Origin of the sequence: Mesorhizobium sp. B264B1B, assembly GCF_020165765.1 — a bacterium.
Taxonomy (GTDB): Bacteria; Pseudomonadota; Alphaproteobacteria; order Rhizobiales; family Rhizobiaceae; genus Mesorhizobium.
Genome location: NZ_JAIUIS010000020.1, coordinates 96,343 through 117,875 on the forward strand (window position 1 = coordinate 96,343; position 21,533 = coordinate 117,875).

A 21,533-nucleotide genomic window follows, 5' to 3' on the forward strand; every position below is an offset into this window, starting at 1 on the left:
CTGCGTGTGATACGGAGCAAAGATTGTGGGCGAGTTGCCGGCCATCGATGCCTGCCGGCAGCAAATGTGTTCGCAAGCTCACTGCTGGCGCGCTTGCTTTCCCAAGCCACCGCCAAGCGCCGCAAACCCGCTGCCGGGACGGAGCCCTTCGCGCATGAAGAAAGCGCGAAGCGGTGCAAAACCACCAAGCACGCCGAGCCCGGCACCGCGCGCCATCTGCGCCGGCAGCAGGTCGGAAAGCAGCGACATGTTCAGTAGATTGACCGCGCTGCTGCGCGCCAGAATATCGGGCCGGCGCTTGAAGTCATAGATGGCGAGGGCTTTCGCGGCCCCTGGGTCTTCATAATTTTCATTCGCGATTCCAATAAGATCGTCGATATCCCTGATGCCAAGATTGAGCCCTTGCGCGCCGATCGGCGGAAATACGTGGGCGGCTTCGCCGACAAGCGCCACCCGGTCGCGCGCAAAACGCAGCGGCGTCGCCGTTGCAAGCGGATAGACCTGCCGGCCTGGCTCGACCGTCACCCGGCCCAGCATGGACTGCATCCGCTGTTCGACCCGCAGCGACAACGTCGCATCGTCCAGCGCGGCAAGTTCCGTGGCGGTTTCCGGCTTGACCACCCAGACCAGGCTCGAGCGGTTGCCGGGCAGCGGAACCTGCGTGAACGGACCGGTTTCGGTATGGAACTCGGTCGAGGTGAAGGCATGATCGCGGCCGTGGGAGAAGTTGAGCACCAGCGCTGCCTGGGGATAAGTCCGGGCGGCGGTCGAGATGCCCGCCGCCTGGCGCGCCGGCGACAGGCGTCCGTCGGCGGCAACCGCCAGGGATGCTTCGATCACGCTGCCGTCGGCAAGGGCCGCGCGAGCCTTATCGGCGCCGAGATGCCAGGCATCGACCATGGATGTCAGCCACGCGATCCCAGAATGCGCGGCAACCCTGCCGGCGAGCGCGGGAATGAGGACGCTGTTGGGCAGGTTGAGCCCGAACTGATCCTCGTCGATCTCGCTGGCGCGGAAGGTGACGACCGGACTGCGGATCAATCGGTTGGTCGCGTCGACGATGCGCATCACCTTGAGGGGCGCGGCCTGCGGCTTGATGTCGGCGAGGACGCCCAGCCGCTCAAGCACCTTCAAGGCAGGGTTCATCAGTGCCGTCGTGCGGCCATCGGGAGCGGATGCCTCCGGCCCGACGAGCGTCACCGGAAAGCCGGCATCGGCGAAACCGAGCGCGGCGATCAGCCCTGCCGGCCCCGTGCCGGCGATAAGTATCCGTGCTGTTTTCTGATGCTCCAAGATCGGTTTCCGGCTTGCGATGCGGGGCAGCGCACGCGCCCCGCCACTCGATGAGCATATAGGTCAGGTCATACGGCTTGATCAACGGGGCGATTCGGCCCATTCGAAGGTCATGACCGGCCGCCAGGACGACTTCAGCCATCTCGACAGCGCAGGCCGTGCGACGGCCGATATCGCACGCAACCCGCGTTTGACGGTGAACCTCGTTGTCGGCGCCGGCATCCTGCTTGCCTGGCTGTCCCTGGCCGCAATGGCGGTCCGCGCCGCGGAGGGACGCGCCGCGGGTATCGGCGCGCCCGGCGACGCCTTGTTGAAAACCCTGCCGCAGCTGCCGTTGCCCGATTCGCTGGCCCGGTTCTTCGCGCTGTGCCTCTCGGCCGCGCCCCTGGACGGAGATATCGGCCCGCGCGCCGGTGCGTTGACGGCAATGTGGTTCCTGATGGCGATCGCGACGATGCTGCCCTCGGCGGCGCCGATGATCCGAACCTATTGCGAGATCGCCGATACGGCCAGGATCAGGCATGAGCCGGTCGTCCATCCGCTGGTGCTGGTCGCCGGCTATCTCTCGACATGGCTGGCCGCGTCGGCGGGGTTTGCGGTGCTGACGCTCGCCCTCGATGCGTTCGCCTCGTCCGGCCAGATGCTCGATCCGGTCCTGGGCATTGCCGGTACCGTCGCCTTGCTGGTCGCCGGCCTCTACCAGTTCAGCGGCCTGAAGGAGGCCTGTCTGAAGAAATGCAGGAACCCGTTCGCGATCCTGTTTTCCAACTGGAGCGTCCGGCCCGCCGCCATTTTTCGGCTCGGCGTCGCGCATGGCGTCTGGTGCCTTGGCTGCTGCTGGGCACTGATGCTGGTGATGTTCGCCGTGGGCGTGATGAACGTCTTCTGGATGGCGCTGATCGGCCTGTTCACCCTGATCGAAAAACAAGCCGCAAGCAGGCTTCCAACCCGGCTGGCCGGTGCGATACTGCTTGTCTGGGCAGCCGCGCTGCTAGTAGTCTCGCTATGAGTGGGGGAAACTCGATGACGGATCCGAGCTGGGCAATGAAAGGGGAGCTCGTACTCTCCTGCAATTGCACGGTTTTTTGCCCTTGCGTGCTGTCGCTGGGCAGCCATCCTCCGACCGAAGGCTATTGCCAGACCTGGGCGGGTTTCCGTATCGATGCCGGTCATTTCGGAGAGGTCGACCTGTCAGGGCTTAATCTCGGGCTGATCATGGAAATCCCCGGCTATATGAGCCGCGGCAACTGGACCGCCGGCCTGTTCATCGACGTCAGAGCCTCGATCTACGCGGTCAAGGCGTTGACGAAGATTTTCACCGGCAAGGCGGGCGGGACGACGTCGCTGCTTTCGATCCTCGTCGGCAAATTCCTCGGTGTCGAACAAGTGCCGATTACCTATGAGACACGCGACAAGACGCGTATCTTCCAGATACCGAAGATCATCGATGGGGCGGTCACGCCAATTGCCGGCAAGGACCGCGACAAGGACACGGTGATCAGCAATTCCGAATATTGGATCGCGCCGGAGATCATCGTGGCCAAGTCCGACAAGAGCAAGATGCGAGCCTTTGGTCGCAACTGGAATTTCGGCGGCCGTTCAGCCGAAATCTGCAAGCTGGACTGGCAGGGCCCGTGAGCAAGAACACAACGGCCAGGAAAGCCGCCAAGAAAATCGCCGACCGGATTCCGCGGCCGAAGAAGAAAGTCACCTGGCCGCAGGCGCGCGCCTTTTCGGTGCATCTCCTGACCGCCTCCGGTTCGTTCCTGGCCTTCCTGTCGCTGGTGGCGGCGAGCGAGGAGCGCTGGACGGCCATGTTCTGGTGGCTGGGGCTGGCGCTGTTCGTCGACGGCATAGACGGGCCGATCGCGCGCAAGCTCGAGGTCAAGGAGATCCTGCCAACATGGTCGGGAGAGCTCCTCGACAACATCATCGACTATGTCACCTATGTGCTGATCCCGGCCTTCGCGCTCTATCAGCGCGGCTTCATGGGCGAGGGTCTGTCGTTCCTGTCGGCGGCCATCATCGTGGTGTCCAGCGCGATCTACTATGCAGACACCGGCATGAAGACGAAGGAGAATTTCTTCAAGGGATTCCCCGTTGTCTGGAACATGGTGGTGTTCACGCTGTTCGTCATCGAGCCGGGACAATGGGTCTCGTTCGCGGTGGTCGTGGTGGCAGGCATCCTGACATTCGTTCCGATCAACTTCATCCATCCGGTTCGGGTGGTGCGGCTGCGGCGCATCAATCTCGCAATGACTCTTTTGTGGTGCGCTTTCGGCGCGCTTGCGCTTGCGCAAGCGGCACTCGCCGCCTTCTATGACCAGATCGGCGTGCTGGGCGCGCAGGTCAGCACCTTCATAAAGATTGGCATTACCGTTACCGGGCTCTATCTCGCCTGTATCGGCGGCATCATGCAGTTCTTTCCAAATCTCGGTGCCAAAAAAGCCTGATCGGCAAATTTCTCAAGGAAGCCCACCATGCCCAAAGCAGTCCGCATCCACGCCCATGGCGGTCCGGAAGTCCTGACCTATGAGGACACCGATCCCGGCCAACCGGGATCAGGGCAGATCCTGGTCAGGCACACGGCAATCGGCCTCAATTTCATCGACGTCTATCATCGCTCCGGTCTCTATCCGCCGCCCGGCGGGTTTCCGCTTATTCCCGGCAGCGAGGCCGCCGGTTTGGTCCTGACTGTGGGCGAGGGCGTTGACTGGCTGAAGCCCGGCGACCGGATCGCCTATGCCGTCACCACAGGCGCCTATGCGCAGGAGCGCGTCATCGATGCCAGCAAGGTCGTCAAGGTGCCGGACGGCATCAGCGACGAGCAGGCGGCAGCAATGATGCTGAAAGGCATGACCGCCGAATATCTCTTGCGCCGGACCTTCAAGGTCAAGGCAGGCGACACCATCCTGTTCCATGCGGCAGCCGGCGGCGTGGGGCTCATTCTCGGCCAATGGGCGAAGCATCTGGGCGCGACCGTTATCGGCACGGCAAGTTCGAACGACAAGATCGAACTCGCCAAGGCACACGGCTTCGACCATGTCATCAACTACAAGGAGCAGGATTTCGTTGCCGGCGTCGCGGCCATCACCGGCGGCAAAAAATGCGATGTCGTCTACGATTCCGTCGGCAATGACACATTCCCGGCCTCGCTCGACTGCCTGAAGCCGCTCGGCATGTTCGTCAGCTTCGGCCAGTCGTCGGGACCGATCCCGCCATTCTCGATGTCGCTGCTGGCGCAGAAAGGATCCTTGTTCGCCACAAGGCCGACGTTGTTCGTCTACAATGCAAAACGCGAGGATCTGGACGCCTCGGCCGCGGCCTTGTTCGAGGTCGTGCTCAGCGGCGCCGTCGAGATCAAGATCAACCAGCGTTATGCACTCAAGGATGCGGGCAAGGCGCACGCGGATCTTGAAGGGCGCCGCACGACAGGCACGACCATACTGGTTCCCTGACGGATACTGCCCTGGTTTTCAGCTCTCTCACACAGGTGCGGGCAAGGTTTGCACGAAAAGCCGGCCCGCCGCGTGGTTGCGCGAAGAAGACTGATCTTTGCCCTTGAGTTTCCGCTGAAATTCTTGAAGCTCTTTCAAGTCGAGTGCTGCTTTCGCATGGGAGCTGGCCGCGCATACGATGCTTGCGGGAACACAGAACATATCCGGGAACCCGGATGGGAGGCACTGTGAGTGCAAATCATAACGGAGCGAATCTGCTTGAGGTTCGCGGCCTTACCAAGATTTTCGGCACGCTGACGGCGTGCGATCATGTCGACCTCGACATCGCCAAGGGTGAGATCCACGCGCTGCTCGGCGAGAACGGCGCCGGCAAGTCGACGCTGGTCAAGATGCTGTTCGGCTCGCTGGAACCCAATTCCGGCGAGATCTTCTGGAATGGCCAGGCCGTCCGAATTACCAGCCCGGGCGTCGCGAAAAAGCTCGGCATCGGCATGGTATTCCAGCACTTCTCGCTGTTCGAGGCACTGACGGCGGCCGAGAACATCGCGCTTTCCCTGGATGACGGTTCGCCGATCAGCAGCATCGCGGCCAAGGCGAGGGCGCTTTCCTACAGCTATGGCCTGCCGCTCGATCCGGAATCGCTGGTCGGCGACCTGTCGGTGGGCGAGCGCCAGCGCATCGAGATCATCCGCTGCCTGCTGCAGACGCCGCAGCTCATCATCCTCGACGAGCCGACTTCGGTGCTGACGCCGCAGGAGGCCGACAAGCTGTTCGAGACGCTCGAACGTCTGCGCTCGGAAGGCAAATCGATCCTGTACATCTCGCACCGGCTGGAGGAGGTCAAACGCATCTGCGACCGCGCCACCGTGCTGCGGCACGGCAAGGTGGTCGGCCACTGCAATCCGCGCGAGGAGACCGCCGCGTCCTTGGCCCGCATGATGGTCGGCAACGAAGTGCAGGCCGTGGTGCGCGCGCCGGTCGCGGGCATCGAAACGGCACAGTCCCTGCTTGAAATCCGCGGCCTCAGCCGCAAGCCGGCGACGCCGTTTTCGATCCCGCTCAAGAATATCAATCTCACCGTCCGCGCCGGCGAGGTGATCGGCATCGCCGGTGTCGCGGGCAACGGCCAGGGCGAGTTCTTCGAATCCGTTTCCGGTGAAGTCCTGCAGCCGGATGCCGCCTCGGTGCGCATTCGCGGCAAGGATGCGGGCAGCCTCAGCATCACCGGGCGCCGGCTGCTGGGTGCAGCCTTCGTGCCGGAGGAGCGCCTCGGCCATGGTGCCGCCCCGCGCATGCGGCTTTCGGAAAACCTGCTCCTGTCGCGCCATGCCACCGATGGCAAGACCTTCGTCGGGACGGGCGGAATGGTCAAGAGCGGCACCGTCTATGCCGCAGCCCAGCGCATCATCGAGGCGATGGACGTGCGCAAGAGCGCGCCCGATCCGGAGGCGGCAGCGCTGTCCGGCGGCAATCTGCAGAAATTCATCGTCGGCCGCGAACTCGACCGCAGGCCTGACGTCATGGTGGTCAACCAGCCGACCTGGGGTGTCGATGCAGGCGCAGCCGCCCATATCCGCCAGGCACTCATCGAACTGTCCCGCAGCGGATCGGCGGTGTTGGTCATCAGCCAGGATCTCGACGAGCTGTTCGAGATATCGGATGCGATCGCGGTGATGCACAATGGCGAACTGTCCAGGCCGCTGGCGATCGCCGAGGCGACCTTCGAAAAAATCGGCCTGCTGATGGGCGGCGCCGAACCAGGCCACGCCGAACACACGCTGGAGACGGCATGATGCGCCTCGAACTCGTCAAACGGCCGCAGCGCTCGGCGCTGTTTTCCATGCTGTCGCCATTCATCGCCTTCGCGCTGACGATCATCGCGGGCGGCATCATGTTCGCGCTGCTCGGGGTCAATCCGTTCAGCGCGTTCAACATCTATTTCATCGAGCCGGTCAGCCAGGTCTGGCAGTTGCACGAGCTGGCGATCAAGGCGGCGCCGCTGATCCTGATCGCGGTCGGCCTGTCGGTCTGCTACAAGGCCAACATCTGGAACATCGGCGCCGAAGGCCAGTTCATCTTCGGCGCCATCTTCGGCTCGGCCGTTCCGGTGCTGTTTCCTGGGTTCGAGGGCCCATTGGTGCTGCCGCTGATGCTTCTGCTGGGCATGGTCGGCGGTGCCGCCTACGCGGCTATCCCCGCATTTCTGAAAACCCGCTTCAGCACCAACGAGATCCTGACCAGCCTGATGCTGGTTTACGTCGCACAGCTCTTCCTCGACTGGCTGGTGCGCGGACCCTGGCGCGACCCGCAGGGCCATGGCTTCCCGCAGACCATCCAATTCGGCGATTCCGCCATCCTGCCGGAACTGATGCCGGATGCCGGCCGCGCCAATTGGGGCTTCGTGTTCGCGCTGGTCGCGGCGGTGCTGGTGTGGCTGATGATGAGCCGCATGCTCAAGGGTTTCGAGGTTCGCGTGCTCGGCTCCAGCCCGAGGGCAGGGCGCTTCGCCGGCTTCGGCCTCAACCGCATGGTCTTCTTCGCCTTCCTGTTGTCGGGCGCCCTGGCCGGGCTTGCCGGGATATCGGAAGTTTCCGGCGCCATCGGGCAGCTTCAGCCCGTCATTTCGCCCGGCTACGGCTTCACCGCCATCATCGTGGCGTTCCTTGGCCGGCTCAATCCGCTCGGCATCGTCGCGGCGGGCCTGGTGCTGGCCCTGACCTATCTCGGCGGCGAGGCGGTGCAAAGCGCGCTCGGCATCTCCGACAAGGTGGCGCGCGTGTTCCAGGGCATGCTGCTGTTCTTCGTGCTCGGCTGCGACACGCTCATCCATTACCGCATCCGGTTGATCGGTCTGGCGCTGACCAAATCGGAGAGTGCCGCGAAGCTCGAGGCCGCGCCAAAGTTGAAGGAAGCCCGCTGATGGACATCACCGTCAACATCCTCCTGACCATCGCCACGGCGGCGACGCCGCTGCTCATTGCGGCGATCGGGGAACTGGTGGTCGAACGCTCCGGCGTGCTCAACCTTGGCGTCGAAGGCATGATGATCATGGGCGCCGTCGGCGGTTTCGGCGCAGGCTATCTGACCGGCTCGCCCTGGATCGGGCTCTTGGCGGCCATCGCCATGGGCGCGCTGTTCTCGCTGCTGTTTGCCGTCATGACGCTGTCGCTGGCCACCAACCAGGTGGCGACCGGCCTGTCGCTGACACTGCTCGGCCTCGGCCTCTCCGGCATGATGGGAACCAGTTTCGTCGGCCAGCCCGGCGTCAGGTTGCCCAATCTCGATATTCCCGGGCTCAGCTCCATCCCGGTGGTGGGCAGACTGCTGTTCGGCCAGGATCCGCTGTTCTACATCTCGATAGCGCTGACGGCGGCGGTGATGTGGTTCCTGTTCCGGACGCGCACCGGGCTGACGCTGCGCTCGATCGGCGACAGCCACGCCTCGGCGCATGCGCTCGGCATCAAGGTCATCCGCTACCGTTATCTCTCGGTAATCTTCGGCGGCGCCTGCGCCGGTCTTGCCGGCGGCCATCTGTCGCTGGTCTACACGCCGCAGTGGGTCGAGAACATGAGCGCGGGCCGCGGCTGGATCGCGCTTGCGTTGGTGGTGTTCGCGTCCTGGCGGCCGTGGCGGGTGCTGGCGGGCGCCTATATCTTCGGCGCGGTGTGGATCGGCCAGCTTCATGCACAGGCTTTTGGCATTCCGGTGCCTTCGCAACTGCTTTCTTCGTTGCCCTATCTGGCGACGGTCGTGGTTCTCGTTCTAATCTCGCGCAACAAGCGTCTGACGATGATGAACACACCGGCTTCCTTGGGGCAGCCATTCGTTCCGGATCGTTGACAACAATAACAAGACGGGAAGCTCCAAGGCTTAACTCAGAGAGGTAACACGATGAAAAAACTGCTTATTGCCCTGATGACGACGACAGCGGCATTTTCGCTGGTCGCGTCCGCGGAGGCCGCCGACAAGCTGAAGGCATGCTGGGTCTATACCGGCCCTATCGGCGACTTCGGCTATTCCTACCAGCACGACCAGGGCCGCCTCGAAGTCGAAAAGGCGCTCGGCGACAAGGTCGAGACCGCCTATCTTGAAAACGTCTCCGAAGGCCCCGATGCCGACCGTGCTTTCGAGCGGCTGGCGCGCGAAGGCTGCAAGATCATCTTCGGCACGTCCTTCGGCTTCATGGACGCCGAAGTGAAGGTCGCCAAGAAGTTCCCCAAGGTGATGTTCGAGCACGCCACCGGCTACAAGACGGCGGACAATCTCGGCATCTACAATGCGCGCTTCTATGAAGGCCGCTATGTGCTCGGTCAGATCGCGGCCAAGGAATCGAAGTCCGGCGTCGCCGGCTACATCGTCTCCTTCCCGATCCCGGAAGTTGTGATGGGCATCAACTCCTTCATGCTCGGCGCGCAGTCGATCAATCCGAATTTCAAGGCCAAGATCGTCTGGGTGAATTCCTGGTTCGATCCGGGCAAGGAAGCCGATGCGGCCAAGGCCCTGTTCGACCAGGGAGCCGACATCATCGTCCAGCACACGGATTCGACCGCGGCACTGCAAGTGGCCGAGGAGCGCAAGCTGCACGGCTTCGGCCAGTCCTCCGACATGATCAAGTTCGCGCCGAACGCGCAGTTGACCTCGCTGACCGACGAATGGGGACCTTATTACATCAGCCGGGTTCAGGCAGCGATCGACGGCACCTGGAAGCCCGACAATGTCTGGCTCGGCATCAAGGACGGCGCGGTGAAGCTCGCGCCTTACACCAATATGCCCGACGACGTGAAGGCAATGGCCGAGGCGACCGAAAAGAAAATTGCCGGCGGCTGGAATCCCTTCACCGGACCGATCGCCAAGCAGGACGGCTCGCCATGGCTGAAGGACGGCGAGGTCGCCGATGACGGCACGCTGCTCGGCATGAATTTCTACGTCAAGGGCGTCGACGACAAGCTGCCGCAATAGGTGTTAGGCAAGGTCCGAGGGGGAAGGGCGCCGCGAGGCGCCCTTTTCATTCGGCGGCTTGCGCTACCGCCGGGACATGGCGAAACCGCACCAGGCCGGCGTCCACCACGAGGCTGAGCCGGATCCTGAGCCAACGCTGCACCGGCCGCTCGAAATAGCGCCAGATCGTCCACGACACCAAAACCATGAGCGCCGCGCAGGTCCACGCTGCAATCCATTTTCCGGCCAGCGGCGTCAAGGCGTTGATGAAGAGATAGCCGGCATTCTGGTGAAGGAGGTAAAGCGGGTAAGTCAGCCCGCCGAGAGCCAGCGTGAGCGGCGACGGTCTGATCCGGTCGCGCAGCAGGACAGCGCCGATCAGCGCCGCGTGCATCACCACGTTGGCGGCCACGAGATGGGCGGACGAGACCGCAATGCCGTAGTGCCCGATCATCCACTGTTGCGTGACAGACAGCGTATAGCTGGAGAGCACGAAGGCGGCGGCCAGCAGCAGCAAGGCCGGCACTGAGCGACCATGCGCGTGGAGATGATGGACCAGCATGCCGGCGGCGAAGAACGGCCCGAACTCGGTGAGAAACAGAAGCCGCGCCGCGCCGCTGCCGAGCAAGAGTTCATTGACCGCCGAGATCGCCAGCCAGCCGAGGATCAGCCCCAATTTCCATCGCTGGAAAACGCCGGCAATCAGGGCCAGCGTCACCCAGCCGTAGAAAACCACTTCAAGCACGACCGACCAGTAGACGCCGTCCATGAAAGGTTGGCCGACGGCCGGCGCGAACATTGTGAGATTGGCGAGATACTGGCTGAAGGAGGCTGGGAGCAGCGGCGTGCCGGAAAAGGCGATAACCGCGAAGCTTATCGTCATGCAGAGCAGAAAGCCCGGATATAGACGCGCGAAACGCGCGACGGCGAATTCTTCCCAGCCGCCGCCTTCCGCCGACCATGCGATGACGAAACCGCTGATCAGAAAGAAAAGATTGACGCCGAGATAGCCGTACAGAGCGAGTGGAGCGGCATGAGGATAGCCCGTCGTGAGAAAGCCGTCGGCAGCCGCGCCGCGGAAGAAATAGTGAAACAGCACAACGGCCAGCGCCGCCGCCAGCCTCAACAGGTCGAGCGTCGCGATATAATCCTGGCGGACAGGTCTGGGGTCCATCCTGAGTCCCTGCGTTTACGGTCCGGAAACCATAAGGCAGACGGCGGCCGCACAGGGTAAATGGCCGGAACTATCGCGAAATGTGGTAAATCGCAGCCCTCAGACGGCCGAACCGTAGAGATCATAGGCGTCGGCGCGATCGACCTTGACGGTGACGATGTCGCCGGCGCGCAGCGGGCGTCGCGACTGGATGTGGACGGAACCATCGATCTCCGGCGCATCGTATTTGGTGCGGCCCTTGGCCGACGTGCCATGTGCTTCGTCGATCAGCACCGGCAGGCGCTTGCCGACCTTCTTGGCCAATTGCGTCGCCGAGATCTTCTGCTGGCGCTGCATGAAGCGGTGCCAGCGCGCCTCCTTGATTTCCTGCGGCACCTGCTCAAGGCCGAGTTCGTTGGAGCGCGCGCCCCGTACAGGTTCATATTTGAAGCATCCGGCGCGATCGATCTTCGCTTCATCCAGCCAGTCGAGCAGCATCTCGAAATCCTCGTCGGTCTCGCCGGGAAAGCCGACGATGAAGGTCGAGCGGATGGCGAGGTCGGGACACACATCGCGCCAGCCGCGAATGCGCTCAAGCGTCTTTTCGCCATGTGCCGGCCGGCGCATGTTCTTCAACACCTGCGGCGACGCATGCTGGAAGGGGATGTCGAGGTAGGGAAGGATTTTTCCCTCGGCCATCAGCGGGATGACGTCGGCCACGTGCGGGTAGGGGTAGACATAGTGCATGCGCACCCAGATGCCGAGCTTGCCCAATTCCTCGGACAGGTCGAGGAACTTCGCCCGCACTTCACGATCACCGAACATGCTGGCCTGGTATTTGATGTCGATGCCGTAGGCACTGGTGTCCTGCGAGATGACGAGGAGTTCCTTAACGCCGGCCTTGGCCAGTTTCTCGGCTTCACGCAGCACATCGGCCGCCGGCCGCGAGACAAGGTCGCCGCGCAGCGCCGGGATGATGCAGAAGGTGCAGCGATTGTTGCAGCCTTCCGAAATCTTGAGATAGGCATAGTGGCGCGGCGTGAGCTTGACGCCTTGAGGCGGCAGCAGATCGATATAGGGATCATGGCTCGGCGGCGCAGCCTCGTGCACGGCCGCCATGACGCTCTCATAGGCCTGCGGACCGGTGATGGCGAGAACGTTGGGATGCTTCTCGCGAATGACATCGGGCTCGGCGCCCAGGCAGCCGGTGACGATGACCCTGCCGTTCTCCGAAAGCGCCGAACCAATGGCGTTGAGCGATTCATCACGGGCGGAATCGAGGAAGCCGCAGGTGTTGACCACGACGAGATCGGCACCGTCATGCTTGCGGGCGATCTCATAACCCTCGGCGCGCAGGCGCGTGATGATGCGTTCGGAATCCACCAGGGCTTTGGGGCATCCGAGACTGACGAAGCTGACGCGCGGGGCGGACATGGGCAAGGTTCCAATGGACATGAACCGGAAACGCTGATCCGGCTCGAAGTCTCGACATATAACGGTTTGCACGGCTCTGGCAGGAGCTCAAGTCGGGCGGCGCAATAGCACGGCTTGCCCCATCAGGCAAACAGGCAAGCTCTCCGACATCGGCGATCTCGTTGTGCGGATCGAAGCGAAGAAGCCGAAAGCCGTTGGTTCGCGGCTCTTAAAGCGAATTGTCGGGTAATGGCAGCCAGTCAACGCGACTTTCAGCGCTATGATTAGGACTCACTAATATGCTATAGGCAGAATGGTGAGGGGCTAGTCCCATGAGACAGTTGCTAGGACACATTGCATTGGCGTGGCTTGTGCTGCCCGGCGATGCGGACGCACACGGTTGGTATACTGGCAAGACCGATCCCGTTCTTCACTATGACTGCTGCGGAAACAAGGATTGCCGCCCCATCGATTCCAACGATGTCAGGATGACCAAAGACGGCTATTTTGTCAGGCTGCACCCTACCTACTTGAATGAGCCACAAGAAGCAGAGTGGTTTATCCCGAGAGAACGTGTCCAGGCTGCGCCCGATGATCGATACCACATCTGCGAGCGTCTAATGACGTTTTATCGAACGATCATTCCCCATATGAAGTTTGATCCTTACCAGCGATATAGGTGGACATGCTTCTTCGCGCCGATGGGCACCGGTTCAATTCCAATTAGAATGAACCACTATGCTGCAATTTCAAACTGACCAACATCGGCGGGCGCAAGGGCTCCAGCTCAGTGGCCGCTCGACCCGAACCACGGCGCCAGGAAAGCGAATTGGTCGGGAAACTGCTGCACGGCGCCGTCGAGAAGCATCTTCACGGCGACGTAAAGGATGATCAGCAGGCCGATATAGGCGATCCAGCGGTATTTGTGCAGCAGGCGCGCGACGAAGGACGCGGCGAAGCCCATCAGCGCAATCGACAGAGCGAGGCCGATGATCAGCACCGTCGGATGGTTCATGGCCGCACCCGCGACGGCCAGGACATTGTCGAGCGACATCGAGACGTCGGCAATGACGATCTGCCACGCGGCCTGCGAGAAGGTCTTGCGCGGCGACTTGCCGGCGATGGTCCCATCCTTGTCGAAATCGCCATTCGACAGCGCTTCGGTCGCGTCGCGCTCCTGCTCGTGGCTGACACCCAGCTCCCGCCACATCTTCCAGCATACCCAAAGCAGCAGCAGGCCGCCGGCGATGAGGAGCATGGGGCCAATTGTCAGCAGCCATTGCGTGATCAGGGCGAAGAAAATGCGAAGGACGGTGGCCGCGATGATGCCGACCAGAATGGCCCGTTTGCGCTGACTGGCCGGCAAGCCGGCCGCCGCAAGGCCGATGACGATGGCGTTGTCCCCAGCCAGCGCAAGATCGATCGCGATAACCTGAAAAAGAGCCGATAAGCCTGCGGCAGTAAATATTTCCATCGACCTGGAAGCCCTTGCCTGTTCGCCGAGTGTTCGTTGTCGATCGCCCAGCCCGCCCTAAAGACATGGTTCCTTGCCGTCAAGACATCGCTTCGGGCAACGCCGCAAAACCGCTTTCGTTGCAGCGGCGCCATTGAGGGGATTCGACAATCACGGGCAGGCGAGCCGAAACGGCAATGAAAACCTAGTCGTAGCGCCTAATCGTAGAGATTGTATTTTGCCCAGTCGGTCTCTGGAATCTCGTCGCCGATGCGGTAGCGGAGCTGTAAAACCTCCATATGGTCCGGCGCCGTCTCGCACTTGAATTTCAGCCGGTACCATTGCCCCTTGCTGCGGAAGGCGGCTCCTGGGCTCTTAATGGCGTCGTCGCTCATGACCGGCGTGGCAAAGGCGTAAGCGACCACCCGATCCGCCTTGTACTTGCGGTCGTCATGGGTGATCCGGTCGAGGACTTCAGCATCACAGCGCTGTTCGAGGCGGGTTTGCGGGTCGAGTTTCAGGAGGCCTGCGCGCAAGGCGCTGTCCATGGCGTTGGCCGGAAAAGCCAGGGTCAAGAACGCCATGACCGTCGTGCAGAGTGTCTTCATGGGCGGGACAAGCAGCATATTTTGTCTGAAAAATCAACCAAAGGGCCGGGCGTTGTCCCGCGCTCAGGCACTCGGCGCGTTCAAAATCCCGTGTCGGGATTCATCGTGCGATGGCTGCGGCCAACGCATCAGCGAGGCACGGCCGGCGTCGGTCAGATCGTATACGCCGCGGTCGACGCGCGCGAACCAGCCATAGACATTGTGCAGCAGGATTTTCGGCGCAAGCGGCGTCAGCGCCTTGAGATCGCGCGGGCGCTTGGGCCCGTCGGCCAATGCCGCGGCGCAGGCGAGGGCGCTTTGGCGGTACGCTGTCATGATGGGATTGCGCGATCCCCCGCCCGCGACAGGATCGCCGCGGCGCCGGCGGTGCTCGTCGACCAGCCGCGAGCGGCGCCGTGGGTTCTTGCGCGGCGCGACGGTGACCGGACTCAGGAGCACCTCGACCCGGTCGCTCGCCGTCACGCCGAGCAGGCCGAAGCCAAGCCGGCGGCAAAGATTGCGGAACCGGGCGTCGCTCTCGCGTCCCTTGCCCCTGGCCGACATGCGCGCGGCCAGCCACACCTCGTCGCAGGCGGTCGCGCGGTCGACGCCTTGCAGCACCAGTTCGAGATTGAACGCCAGCTTCAACTCGCAAATGACGACGACGGGCGGCTCCCCCTCACGCAGCGCGACAATGTCGCAGCCGCCGATCTCGCCCTTCACGGCAAAATCCAGGCTTTCGAGAAACCGCTTCACCGGCGCGTAGAGTGAGGTTTCGTTCATAGGCCCAAGGCTTAGCCGATTCGGCACGAAAAGCCTCGGGAGCAGGTCTACATGCCTTTCCGGGGTTCGCCGAACCATCGTGATGCGGCTTGAGCGGCTTCCTCCGGGTTGGGGTCATCCTCGCCAGCCCAGGCCACGAAGCCGTCGGGGCGCACGAGCACGGCGCTCAAGCCAAGCTGATCCCTGGCCTTTCCGGCGACGTAGGTGATCCGGTCGCCCCAGCGGCCTGCAAGCGCTTCAAGCGATGGGCAAGCGTCAAAGTCAAGGAACAGGCCCTTGCCCGTGCGGAGGAACTCGCCGATTTTTCTTCCTCCGATCAGCTCGAAATCGGGAACACTGCGCCCGACCAGCCCGTGGCCGCCGCCAGGATCGTAGCGAAGAGAAATACCCCATATCCGTTCGGCGAAGTATGTCGCGCCGTCGCGCGTGTCGATCAGGTCGCGGATGATGGTTTCGAGCGCGCGCGTTGCCGGGCTTGGCCGCATGAGCGCGACCTGGGCGCGCGACCAGTCGAGGATTTGCGCCCCGACCGGATGGCGTTCGCTGAAATAACTGTCGAGCAGACCGTCCGGCGCGTCGCCGCGGATGGTGGCGGCCAGCTTCCAGCCAAGGTTCATCGCGTCGCCGAGCCCGAGGTTGAGACCCTGGCCGCCCAAGGGGGAATGGATATGCGCGGCGTCGCCGGCAAGCAGCACTCGTCCCTTGCGGTAGGTCGTTGCCTGATAGGCGCGATCCGTCCAGGTGGCGGCGAGTTTGAGGGCCGTCAGCGTGATGTCCGCGCCGGATACTCGGCGCAAAACCGCCTGCACGTGGTCGCAGGTGATTGGCCGGATTCGGTGGAAAGCCCCGCCATCGAACTCGACCATCGCGACGGTACCGGGTCTTTGATAAGTGTACATGCCGGTCGGCGTGTAGTGGCGGCCCGGCGTGAGCCTGTCCGGCTCGGCCATTTCGATCTGAACGGAATAGCCTGTGAATTCCGGATCGGTACCGACGAACGCGAAGTCGCCGGCCTTGCGCACCGTGCTGCGCCCGCCGTCACAGCCGACAAGCCAAAATCCCCGAAAAATCTCACCGCCGGCGCGAACGGTCACGCCTTCATCCGTCTGATCGAAATCCTCGACACCGAAGCCGCGCCTGATCTCGACTCCCATTGCGATTGCGCGCGCGGCCAAGACTGATTCGAGATGCGCCATTTCGACCGCGATTGCGGCGGTGGCCGAACCTGGCAGGCGGTAGGGCCATTTCGCGGCGTCGATGGCATCGTGGAAGAACTGGATACCTGCGAAATGGCCGCCCGGACGGCGCGGTTGATCCAGCCAGTGCGCGCCAGTCGCAGCGCCACCGTTGCCCGTCCCATCCCTCGCACTTTGTGGAGCGACGATGTCGTCCAGCAGACCGCGACGGTAGAGGGCTTCGATGGTGGGCACCGAGAGGCCGCGCAGCCCGAACGGAAGCTGCTTCAACGGGGAGTGCGGATCTTCGGCTTGCTCCAGCACCAGCACCGAGAGGTCGGCGAGGCGCAACTCACAAGCGAGGAACAGGCCGACAGGGCCTGCACCAGCAATTATTACGTCATGGGAATCCAGATGGCGGTTGTGCATGAACTGCTCCTTTGTCGATGTTCGACCGGAGCGTTCCTCGGATTTGAGAACCACGGACGAACGATTGGACGCGAGAGAAGCGTCCGATGTTCGTCGTGGGGATCTCCTGCAGGAGGCCAAAGACCAGAGCTTTCGTTACCGAAAGGACTTGGGCTTACCAAACCAAGTCTGCCTTTTCCGACACCGGCTCTAAAGCGTTGCGGTGAGCGATCCGCAACGGACGGGATTGCGGCCGATGCAGAACGGAATCATGGGCGCTCAGGCTTGAACCGATGAAACGCCCGATGCCTTATTCGATTCGCTCGTCTCGTGGCAATTTCGCTGTCGGTCGGCTTGAATGGAATGGTATTCCAGGGCGCCATTCCCGTGGTACAACCCTAAGGGCTTCCTGACGGCGGATGCGTTCATAAAGCGTTATGTTTGGCACGTCGGCTCGCAGGGCTCCAGGTCGCCGCACGTCACAGGCGATGCGGCCCAACGATCTATGGTGCGCCGACTTCAAGGGCGAGTTCAGGCTTGGCAACCGCCAGTGTGGCGCGTTGTGTCATTGCAAACAGCAATACAGGTTGTGTGTGCAATCTTCCCCGCGCTATAGAGCCACATCTTTCAGGGCGAGACGGCAGACATTGCTCAAGCACATAACGATCATCCTACCGATACCGTATCGGGGTGGCTCTCTGCGCGTCACCAAAACCATTGCGCGCATGATCAGCAAAGGCAGCCAGCAAGACGGCACCCCTTGCCGTGTCAGAGTGGCTGTGCTGGCGGGCGAATACGATCTGGAGACCGTCTTTGCGGACCTCGTGAACGATGACATCGAGGTTCGAGAATTCTCTTGGCGAACGATATCTCGAAAAGAAGTGGCTGCCATCAAGCGCAACCAAGGCGAAAGTGCTGAATTGGACTTCGATCAGTATCAAATTCCAGACGACGGAATTGACAACTGCAGCGATTCTGATTGCTGGCTAATTGTTTCTGACCGTCTTGCAATGCCGCTGGCTCCTGTAAAACCGCACATCGTGTTCGCGACCGACTATATCCAGCGGTACATCCCAGGCATCTTCCCCAAGTCAGGTTGGGGCGACATCGACCACTCGTTCATGCTGGCGGCTCGGCTAGCCAGCGCCGTGATCACTACAACGCCCCAAACTAGACTCGACGCTATCAGTTATGCAGGCATTCCTGCTTCGAAGGTGCACTTGGCACCAATGGATTTTGACCCAACATGGTTGCCCGTAACGGAGACTGTCCAAGAGCAGAAGCGTTCGTACATCGTCTGGCCGACCAATCCTGCTCCACATAAAAATCACCCCAGGGCGTTTGATGCGCTGATCCGCTACTATGAGGAGAAGGAGGGCTCCCTGGACGTCAAGATCTTAGGCCCAAACAGCCGATGGCTTGACCCAAAATTTGGTGACAAATCATATTTTTCAAGCAACGATCACGTATTAGAAGCCAGGGCAAAGATTGCAGGGTCGAGAGTTCTTAGAAATCGGGTGCGGTTTGAGGGCGAGATTTCAGACGAGCGTTACGCTGAATCCCTGGCAGGCGCGGCATTTCTATGGCATCCAACGCTGATCGATAATGGAACATTTGCCGTTGCTGAAGCTGCCTGGTGCGGCTGCCCCTCGCTGGTAAGTGGCTATCCTCAGATGCGATACATTGGGGAAAGGTTTGCTATTCCAATGGAGTTTTTCAGCGCCGTATCTGTCGAAGGAATGGCAGGCGCTTTGAAGGATATGGAAACCAGAGCCAACGAAGTCCGGCTCAAGCTACCAACCAGGGAGACGCTTTCAAAGCATTCTTGGCAACACTACGCCACGGAGTATTGGGGCATGCTGAACAGGATTGTTGCGTGAAGAGACTTGGCATTTTCCTCGGTTTCACGCCTAAGCAGCTTGCCCCCCATGAAGGCATTTCGCGCCTAATTGGATTTATAGCAAAGGGTGCAGTTCGGTCAAAAGGCATCTCCGTTACCATCGCCGGACCATCTTGGCTGAGAGGCGACATTAATGCTCTCTTAGATGATGCCGGGATCGCCCGTAGCAGTGTTAATATCGTCACAACAAATAGCGTGCCGTACATCGTTCGCATCTGGAGACTGTCGGAATACTTTCGTAAGCCGGCTAAAAAGCCACGCGCTCGGCAGTTTCGCGTCAAGCGCGTTCTTAAAAAGATCCTGTACCTCGTCGTTTCATGGCTCTCGACATCGTCGACAATCGTGTTTGTTGGCGGCGCCTTTCTTCTCGCCATCTTGGCCTTAGCACTCGCCGTTCCGGTCTTGTTTGTCGCGCTGTCCTTGACGGCTGTTTTTCTGGCAAGGCGAGGCATTAGGCGCGCCATGAGGCAACCTTTCGCATTGCGCATCAAGCGGAAGTACGTGGCAACGAGGAAAAGGGCGAGAGTTGCCATGGGCATCGTCGACCGCGTTCGTGAGAGCGAGCTATCGCGGCTGATACGGAAGCTCAACCGTCGCAAAGATGTGGACGTTTGGTATGTTCCATCGATGTTTTGGCCAGAGGTCGCTGCACTGGACGGAAAGGTGGTTATGGCGGCACCCGATATCGTCTTCTATGAGCACCCTGCCCAATATACTGGGGAGGACTTTGAAGGTTCCCTGGAGCGCATCACGGCGAGCCTGGCGGCAGCCGATCACCTGATCAGCTATAGCGACCACGTGAAGCAACATCACATGGTGGAAAGGCAGGGTATCCCGCCCGACAGGGTTTCTGTCATCCGCCACGGCATCGTCGATATGGGAGAGGTCGAGGGAGCCCACGGGAATAGAGCGGGAGCTCTCGACGTACTACATCGGTACTTGTTTAGCAAAAGGCATGTGCTCCCTCGATATCTGGATGGCTTCCGGTTCGATGATGTGCCTTTTCTGTTCTATTCATCGCAGGTCAGACCTCATAAGAACATTGAGGGATTGATCGTTGCGTACGAGAAGATACTAAGAGAGCATTACCGGCCAGTCAAACTCATCCTTACTGCCGGGATTGAAGACACTGACCGGATCAAGGATTTCATAAATGATCGCGGCTTGCAAAGAGATGTAATCTCGCTTTACTCGGTACCAAACAAGGTCCTGGCAGCGTTATACCGGCTCGCTGCACTTGCGGTGACGCCAACCATGTTCGAAGGCGGCTTCCCATTTACGTTTTCCGAGGCGTACTCGGTGGGCACGCCTTCTGTGATGAGCCGCATCCCGGCGGTGACCGAAGTTATTCGAGACGAAGACCTGCTCGACCTTATGACTTTTGATCCACGAAATCGGAAAGACATGTTGCGCAAGATCCTATGGGGCCTTGATAACAGGCAGGCCCTTCTCGATGCGCAGCGCCCGCTGTTTGAGGATCAAGCGGCTAGAACTTGGTCGACAGTGGCGGAAGAGTATCTGGACCTCATGAAGTCCGTGGAAGCGAAATGAAGGGCGGCGGCAAGGCGCCAGACAACGACCGGGTCGGGGCTGCGCTCACCGCGCACCATGATCAGATGGTCAGTATGGAAGCGAAATCGATGGCCATTCAGTTGGTGATGACCGGCCTGCTGAGCGAGCTGAAAAAGCGGGAAGATGGGAAACAGGCCATTTCCGCTGCATTCGATTTTGCCGCCGATGTCGCCGTTGCCGCAGCAAGCGGCCCGCAGAAATCCGTCACTCGGAAAATGTGCTTGCTTTAAAGATGCTGGATCACTGGCGAAAGATGTTCCAGGCTTAACTCGGCCTGCGCAACGCTAACGATCCGCCTCAAACCAAGTCGTAATGCCGTAAGGGTGCGTTACCCTGATCCATTCGCCGGTCTGGGGTCTATCCGCATACCGTATCGTTATTGGCCCACGGTTCTTTGCGGCCTCGACATCGTTCTTGGCCCGAACCTCGGCCCGTTCCACCGCTTTTTGCTGTCACGCATCAAATCGACGATGAAACTCGGCATGCGTCGCGCTACATATCCAGCGTGTCGAGAGGGACACGCTTGTCGGGCCGCTTCTGTGGCCTCTCTTCTAGATCGTCTCCTCCAAAAAGTACTACGTATCCTATCGTTACGCTCACTATTGCAGCGACTAACGTCGACGCCCACACGAACGCGCCCGTCCACCAAAAAAAGCTATCCATAGTTCCCCCTACGCCCGATGGGGTTTGTAGTACATTGTTCAGATTAGAGCAAATGTACCAGAAGCAGTCGGCCCAAATGACAAGTTGCTTCGGCTTGTGCTCGGCTGTTCAAGGAACGCGGCCTGCCGGAAGCGATCAGAGCGACAATGGCCTTCCTTTCGCAAACCCAACAGCCTCTACAATCTCTCCAGGCTGTCGGTCTTCTGGCTGAGGCTCGGCATCGGCGTCGAGCGCATCAGACCCGGTAACCCGCACGAGAACGGCCGCCACGAGCGCATGCACCGCACGCTCAAGGCCGAGACAACCCGGCCGCCGGGCATGAACGCCCTCCAGCAGCAGGCCAGGTTCGATGCTTTCGTGAGCGAATTCAATGCCGAGCGACCGCACGAGGCCATCGGCATGAAGGTGCCAGCCGAGCTCTACACAGCTTCTTCAAGAGCCTATCAAGGTCTACCCGAGCTGGAATATCCTCTCCATGACAAGGACATCATTGTCACCGCCTGCGGCCGCATCTGCATGCACAGGAAGAAAATCAACATCTCCACCGTGCTCGCCGGCCAGAGGTTCGGAATCAGCGAAGTCGACGATGGCATTTGGCTCGTCAGCTTCATACACTATGATCTGGGATATTTCGATGATGAGACATGCAGGCTCGAACCACTCCAAAACCCCTTCGGGCCAAAAGTGTTACCCATGTCTCCGGTATAAACCGTAACCTATGTGTCCGGAACGGACCC

19 protein-coding genes and 1 pseudogene are annotated in these 21,533 nt (G+C 61.1%); 13 read left to right on the plus strand and 7 right to left on the minus strand.

Annotation, left to right across the window (positions count from 1 at the left end; all coding sequences use genetic code 11):
• Positions 1–78 precede the first annotated feature (78 nt).
• Positions 79–1,293 carry a UbiH/UbiF family hydroxylase gene (locus tag LB547_RS29380; RefSeq protein WP_140762006.1) on the minus strand — a complete coding sequence of 405 codons (1,215 nt, stop codon included), beginning with the start codon at positions 1,291–1,293 and terminating at the stop codon, positions 79–81.
• A gap of 112 nt (positions 1,294–1,405) precedes the next feature.
• Between LB547_RS29380 and LB547_RS29385 the strand changes: the two genes are divergently transcribed.
• From LB547_RS29385 to LB547_RS29420, 8 genes are all read left to right on the plus strand, one after another.
• Positions 1,406–2,302: a DUF2182 domain-containing protein gene (locus tag LB547_RS29385; RefSeq protein WP_181178000.1), complete on the plus strand. Its 897-nt coding sequence runs from the start codon at positions 1,406–1,408 to the stop codon at positions 2,300–2,302.
• A gap of 14 nt (positions 2,303–2,316) precedes the next feature.
• A complete protein-coding gene (locus tag LB547_RS29390) occupies positions 2,317–2,931 on the plus strand; it encodes a DUF1326 domain-containing protein (RefSeq protein ID WP_140515399.1) in 615 nt (204 codons plus the stop codon).
• On the plus strand, positions 2,928–3,746 hold the full coding sequence (pcsA, locus tag LB547_RS29395) for a phosphatidylcholine synthase (protein WP_140498605.1): 819 nt from the start codon (positions 2,928–2,930) through the stop codon (positions 3,744–3,746). The genes LB547_RS29390 and pcsA overlap by 4 nt, the downstream gene beginning before the upstream one ends.
• 27 nt (positions 3,747–3,773) lie before the next feature.
• On the plus strand, positions 3,774–4,751 hold the full coding sequence (locus tag LB547_RS29400) for a quinone oxidoreductase family protein (protein WP_140498604.1): 978 nt from the start codon (positions 3,774–3,776) through the stop codon (positions 4,749–4,751).
• A gap of 215 nt (positions 4,752–4,966) precedes the next feature.
• A complete protein-coding gene (locus tag LB547_RS29405) occupies positions 4,967–6,544 on the plus strand; it encodes an ABC transporter ATP-binding protein (RefSeq protein WP_181165345.1) in 1,578 nt (525 codons plus the stop codon).
• Complete coding sequence (locus LB547_RS29410; RefSeq protein ID WP_140498602.1) at positions 6,541–7,671, plus strand: ABC transporter permease; 1,131 nt, start codon at positions 6,541–6,543, stop codon at positions 7,669–7,671. Before LB547_RS29405 ends, LB547_RS29410 begins: the two co-directional genes overlap by 4 nt.
• Positions 7,671–8,591, plus strand: coding sequence for an ABC transporter permease (locus LB547_RS29415; RefSeq protein WP_140561203.1), 921 nt, complete (start codon positions 7,671–7,673; stop codon positions 8,589–8,591). The genes LB547_RS29410 and LB547_RS29415 overlap by 1 nt, the downstream gene beginning before the upstream one ends.
• Positions 8,592–8,642: 51 nt before the next feature.
• Positions 8,643–9,710, plus strand: coding sequence for a BMP family ABC transporter substrate-binding protein (locus tag LB547_RS29420; protein ID WP_140498600.1), 1,068 nt, complete (start codon positions 8,643–8,645; stop codon positions 9,708–9,710).
• A 46-nt stretch (positions 9,711–9,756) separates the two neighbouring features.
• Here LB547_RS29420 and LB547_RS29425 read toward each other — a convergent pair whose 3' ends face one another.
• Together LB547_RS29425 and rimO are read right to left on the minus strand one after the other, a co-directional pair.
• Entirely contained in the window at positions 9,757–10,863 is a 1,107-nt protein-coding gene (locus LB547_RS29425) for an acyltransferase family protein (RefSeq protein ID WP_140674687.1), read from the minus strand.
• A 99-nt stretch (positions 10,864–10,962) separates the two neighbouring features.
• The gene (rimO, locus tag LB547_RS29430) at positions 10,963–12,276 is read right to left on the minus strand and encodes a 30S ribosomal protein S12 methylthiotransferase RimO (protein ID WP_140498598.1); all 1,314 of its coding nucleotides are present in this window, start codon (positions 12,274–12,276) and stop codon (positions 10,963–10,965) included.
• Between the two features lie 311 nt (positions 12,277–12,587).
• Between rimO and LB547_RS29435 the strand changes: the two genes are divergently transcribed.
• Positions 12,588–13,013 carry a hypothetical protein gene (locus LB547_RS29435; protein ID WP_140561200.1) on the plus strand — a complete coding sequence of 142 codons (426 nt, stop codon included), beginning with the start codon at positions 12,588–12,590 and terminating at the stop codon, positions 13,011–13,013.
• A 29-nt stretch (positions 13,014–13,042) separates the two neighbouring features.
• Here LB547_RS29435 and LB547_RS29440 read toward each other — a convergent pair whose 3' ends face one another.
• The 4 genes from LB547_RS29440 to LB547_RS29455 form a co-directional block, all read right to left on the minus strand.
• Positions 13,043–13,729, minus strand: coding sequence for a TerC family protein (locus LB547_RS29440; protein WP_140498596.1), 687 nt, complete (start codon positions 13,727–13,729; stop codon positions 13,043–13,045).
• Between the two features lie 197 nt (positions 13,730–13,926).
• A complete protein-coding gene (locus LB547_RS29445) occupies positions 13,927–14,334 on the minus strand; it encodes a DUF930 domain-containing protein (RefSeq protein WP_140498595.1) in 408 nt (135 codons plus the stop codon).
• A 45-nt stretch (positions 14,335–14,379) separates the two neighbouring features.
• The gene (locus LB547_RS29450) at positions 14,380–15,078 is read right to left on the minus strand and encodes a DUF2161 domain-containing phosphodiesterase (RefSeq protein WP_140525192.1); all 699 of its coding nucleotides are present in this window, start codon (positions 15,076–15,078) and stop codon (positions 14,380–14,382) included.
• Between the two features lie 47 nt (positions 15,079–15,125).
• Positions 15,126–16,682 (minus strand): FAD-dependent monooxygenase, encoded by a 1,557-nt coding sequence (locus LB547_RS29455; protein ID WP_140762129.1) that lies wholly within the window; start codon positions 16,680–16,682, stop codon positions 15,126–15,128.
• Between the two features lie 626 nt (positions 16,683–17,308).
• On the opposite strand from LB547_RS29455, the gene LB547_RS29460 reads away from it, so the two are divergent.
• The 4 genes and pseudogenes from LB547_RS29460 to LB547_RS29475 all read left to right on the plus strand — a co-directional run.
• Positions 17,309–18,541, plus strand: a complete 1,233-nt coding sequence (locus LB547_RS29460) for a glycosyltransferase family 4 protein (protein WP_140762125.1) — start codon at positions 17,309–17,311, stop codon at positions 18,539–18,541.
• Positions 18,538–20,112 carry a glycosyltransferase gene (locus LB547_RS29465; RefSeq protein WP_140762003.1) on the plus strand — a complete coding sequence of 525 codons (1,575 nt, stop codon included), beginning with the start codon at positions 18,538–18,540 and terminating at the stop codon, positions 20,110–20,112. The genes LB547_RS29460 and LB547_RS29465 overlap by 4 nt, the downstream gene beginning before the upstream one ends.
• Positions 20,109–20,363, plus strand: coding sequence for a hypothetical protein (locus LB547_RS29470; RefSeq protein ID WP_140762000.1), 255 nt, complete (start codon positions 20,109–20,111; stop codon positions 20,361–20,363). Before LB547_RS29465 ends, LB547_RS29470 begins: the two co-directional genes overlap by 4 nt.
• Before the next feature lie 522 nt (positions 20,364–20,885).
• Positions 20,886–21,504, plus strand: a pseudogene (locus LB547_RS29475) (integrase core domain-containing protein); the annotation flags it as partial.
• Positions 21,505–21,533 lie beyond the last annotated feature (29 nt).

What these genes read in the sequence shown, in the direction of transcription:
- LB547_RS29385 (WP_181178000.1), top strand. Translation starts at nt 1,406, where the DNA reads ATGACCGGCCGCCAGGACGACTTCAGCCATCTCGACAGCGCAGGCCGT.
- LB547_RS29390 (WP_140515399.1), top strand. Translation starts at nt 2,317, where the DNA reads ATGACGGATCCGAGCTGGGCAATGAAAGGGGAGCTCGTACTCTCCTGC.
- LB547_RS29400 (WP_140498604.1), top strand. Translation starts at nt 3,774, where the DNA reads ATGCCCAAAGCAGTCCGCATCCACGCCCATGGCGGTCCGGAAGTCCTG.
- LB547_RS29405 (WP_181165345.1), top strand. Translation starts at nt 4,967, where the DNA reads ATGGGAGGCACTGTGAGTGCAAATCATAACGGAGCGAATCTGCTTGAG.
- LB547_RS29410 (WP_140498602.1), top strand. Translation starts at nt 6,541, where the DNA reads ATGATGCGCCTCGAACTCGTCAAACGGCCGCAGCGCTCGGCGCTGTTT.
- LB547_RS29415 (WP_140561203.1), top strand. Translation starts at nt 7,671, where the DNA reads ATGGACATCACCGTCAACATCCTCCTGACCATCGCCACGGCGGCGACG.
- LB547_RS29420 (WP_140498600.1), top strand. Translation starts at nt 8,643, where the DNA reads ATGAAAAAACTGCTTATTGCCCTGATGACGACGACAGCGGCATTTTCG.
- LB547_RS29425 (WP_140674687.1), bottom strand. Translation starts at nt 10,863, where the DNA reads ATGGACCCCAGACCTGTCCGCCAGGATTATATCGCGACGCTCGACCTG.
- rimO (WP_140498598.1), bottom strand. Translation starts at nt 12,276, where the DNA reads ATGTCCGCCCCGCGCGTCAGCTTCGTCAGTCTCGGATGCCCCAAAGCC.
- LB547_RS29435 (WP_140561200.1), top strand. Translation starts at nt 12,588, where the DNA reads ATGAGACAGTTGCTAGGACACATTGCATTGGCGTGGCTTGTGCTGCCC.
- LB547_RS29440 (WP_140498596.1), bottom strand. Translation starts at nt 13,729, where the DNA reads ATGGAAATATTTACTGCCGCAGGCTTATCGGCTCTTTTTCAGGTTATC.
- LB547_RS29445 (WP_140498595.1), bottom strand. Translation starts at nt 14,334, where the DNA reads ATGCTGCTTGTCCCGCCCATGAAGACACTCTGCACGACGGTCATGGCG.
- LB547_RS29450 (WP_140525192.1), bottom strand. Translation starts at nt 15,078, where the DNA reads ATGAACGAAACCTCACTCTACGCGCCGGTGAAGCGGTTTCTCGAAAGC.
- LB547_RS29455 (WP_140762129.1), bottom strand. Translation starts at nt 16,682, where the DNA reads ATGCACAACCGCCATCTGGATTCCCATGACGTAATAATTGCTGGTGCA.
- LB547_RS29470 (WP_140762000.1), top strand. Translation starts at nt 20,109, where the DNA reads ATGAAGGGCGGCGGCAAGGCGCCAGACAACGACCGGGTCGGGGCTGCG.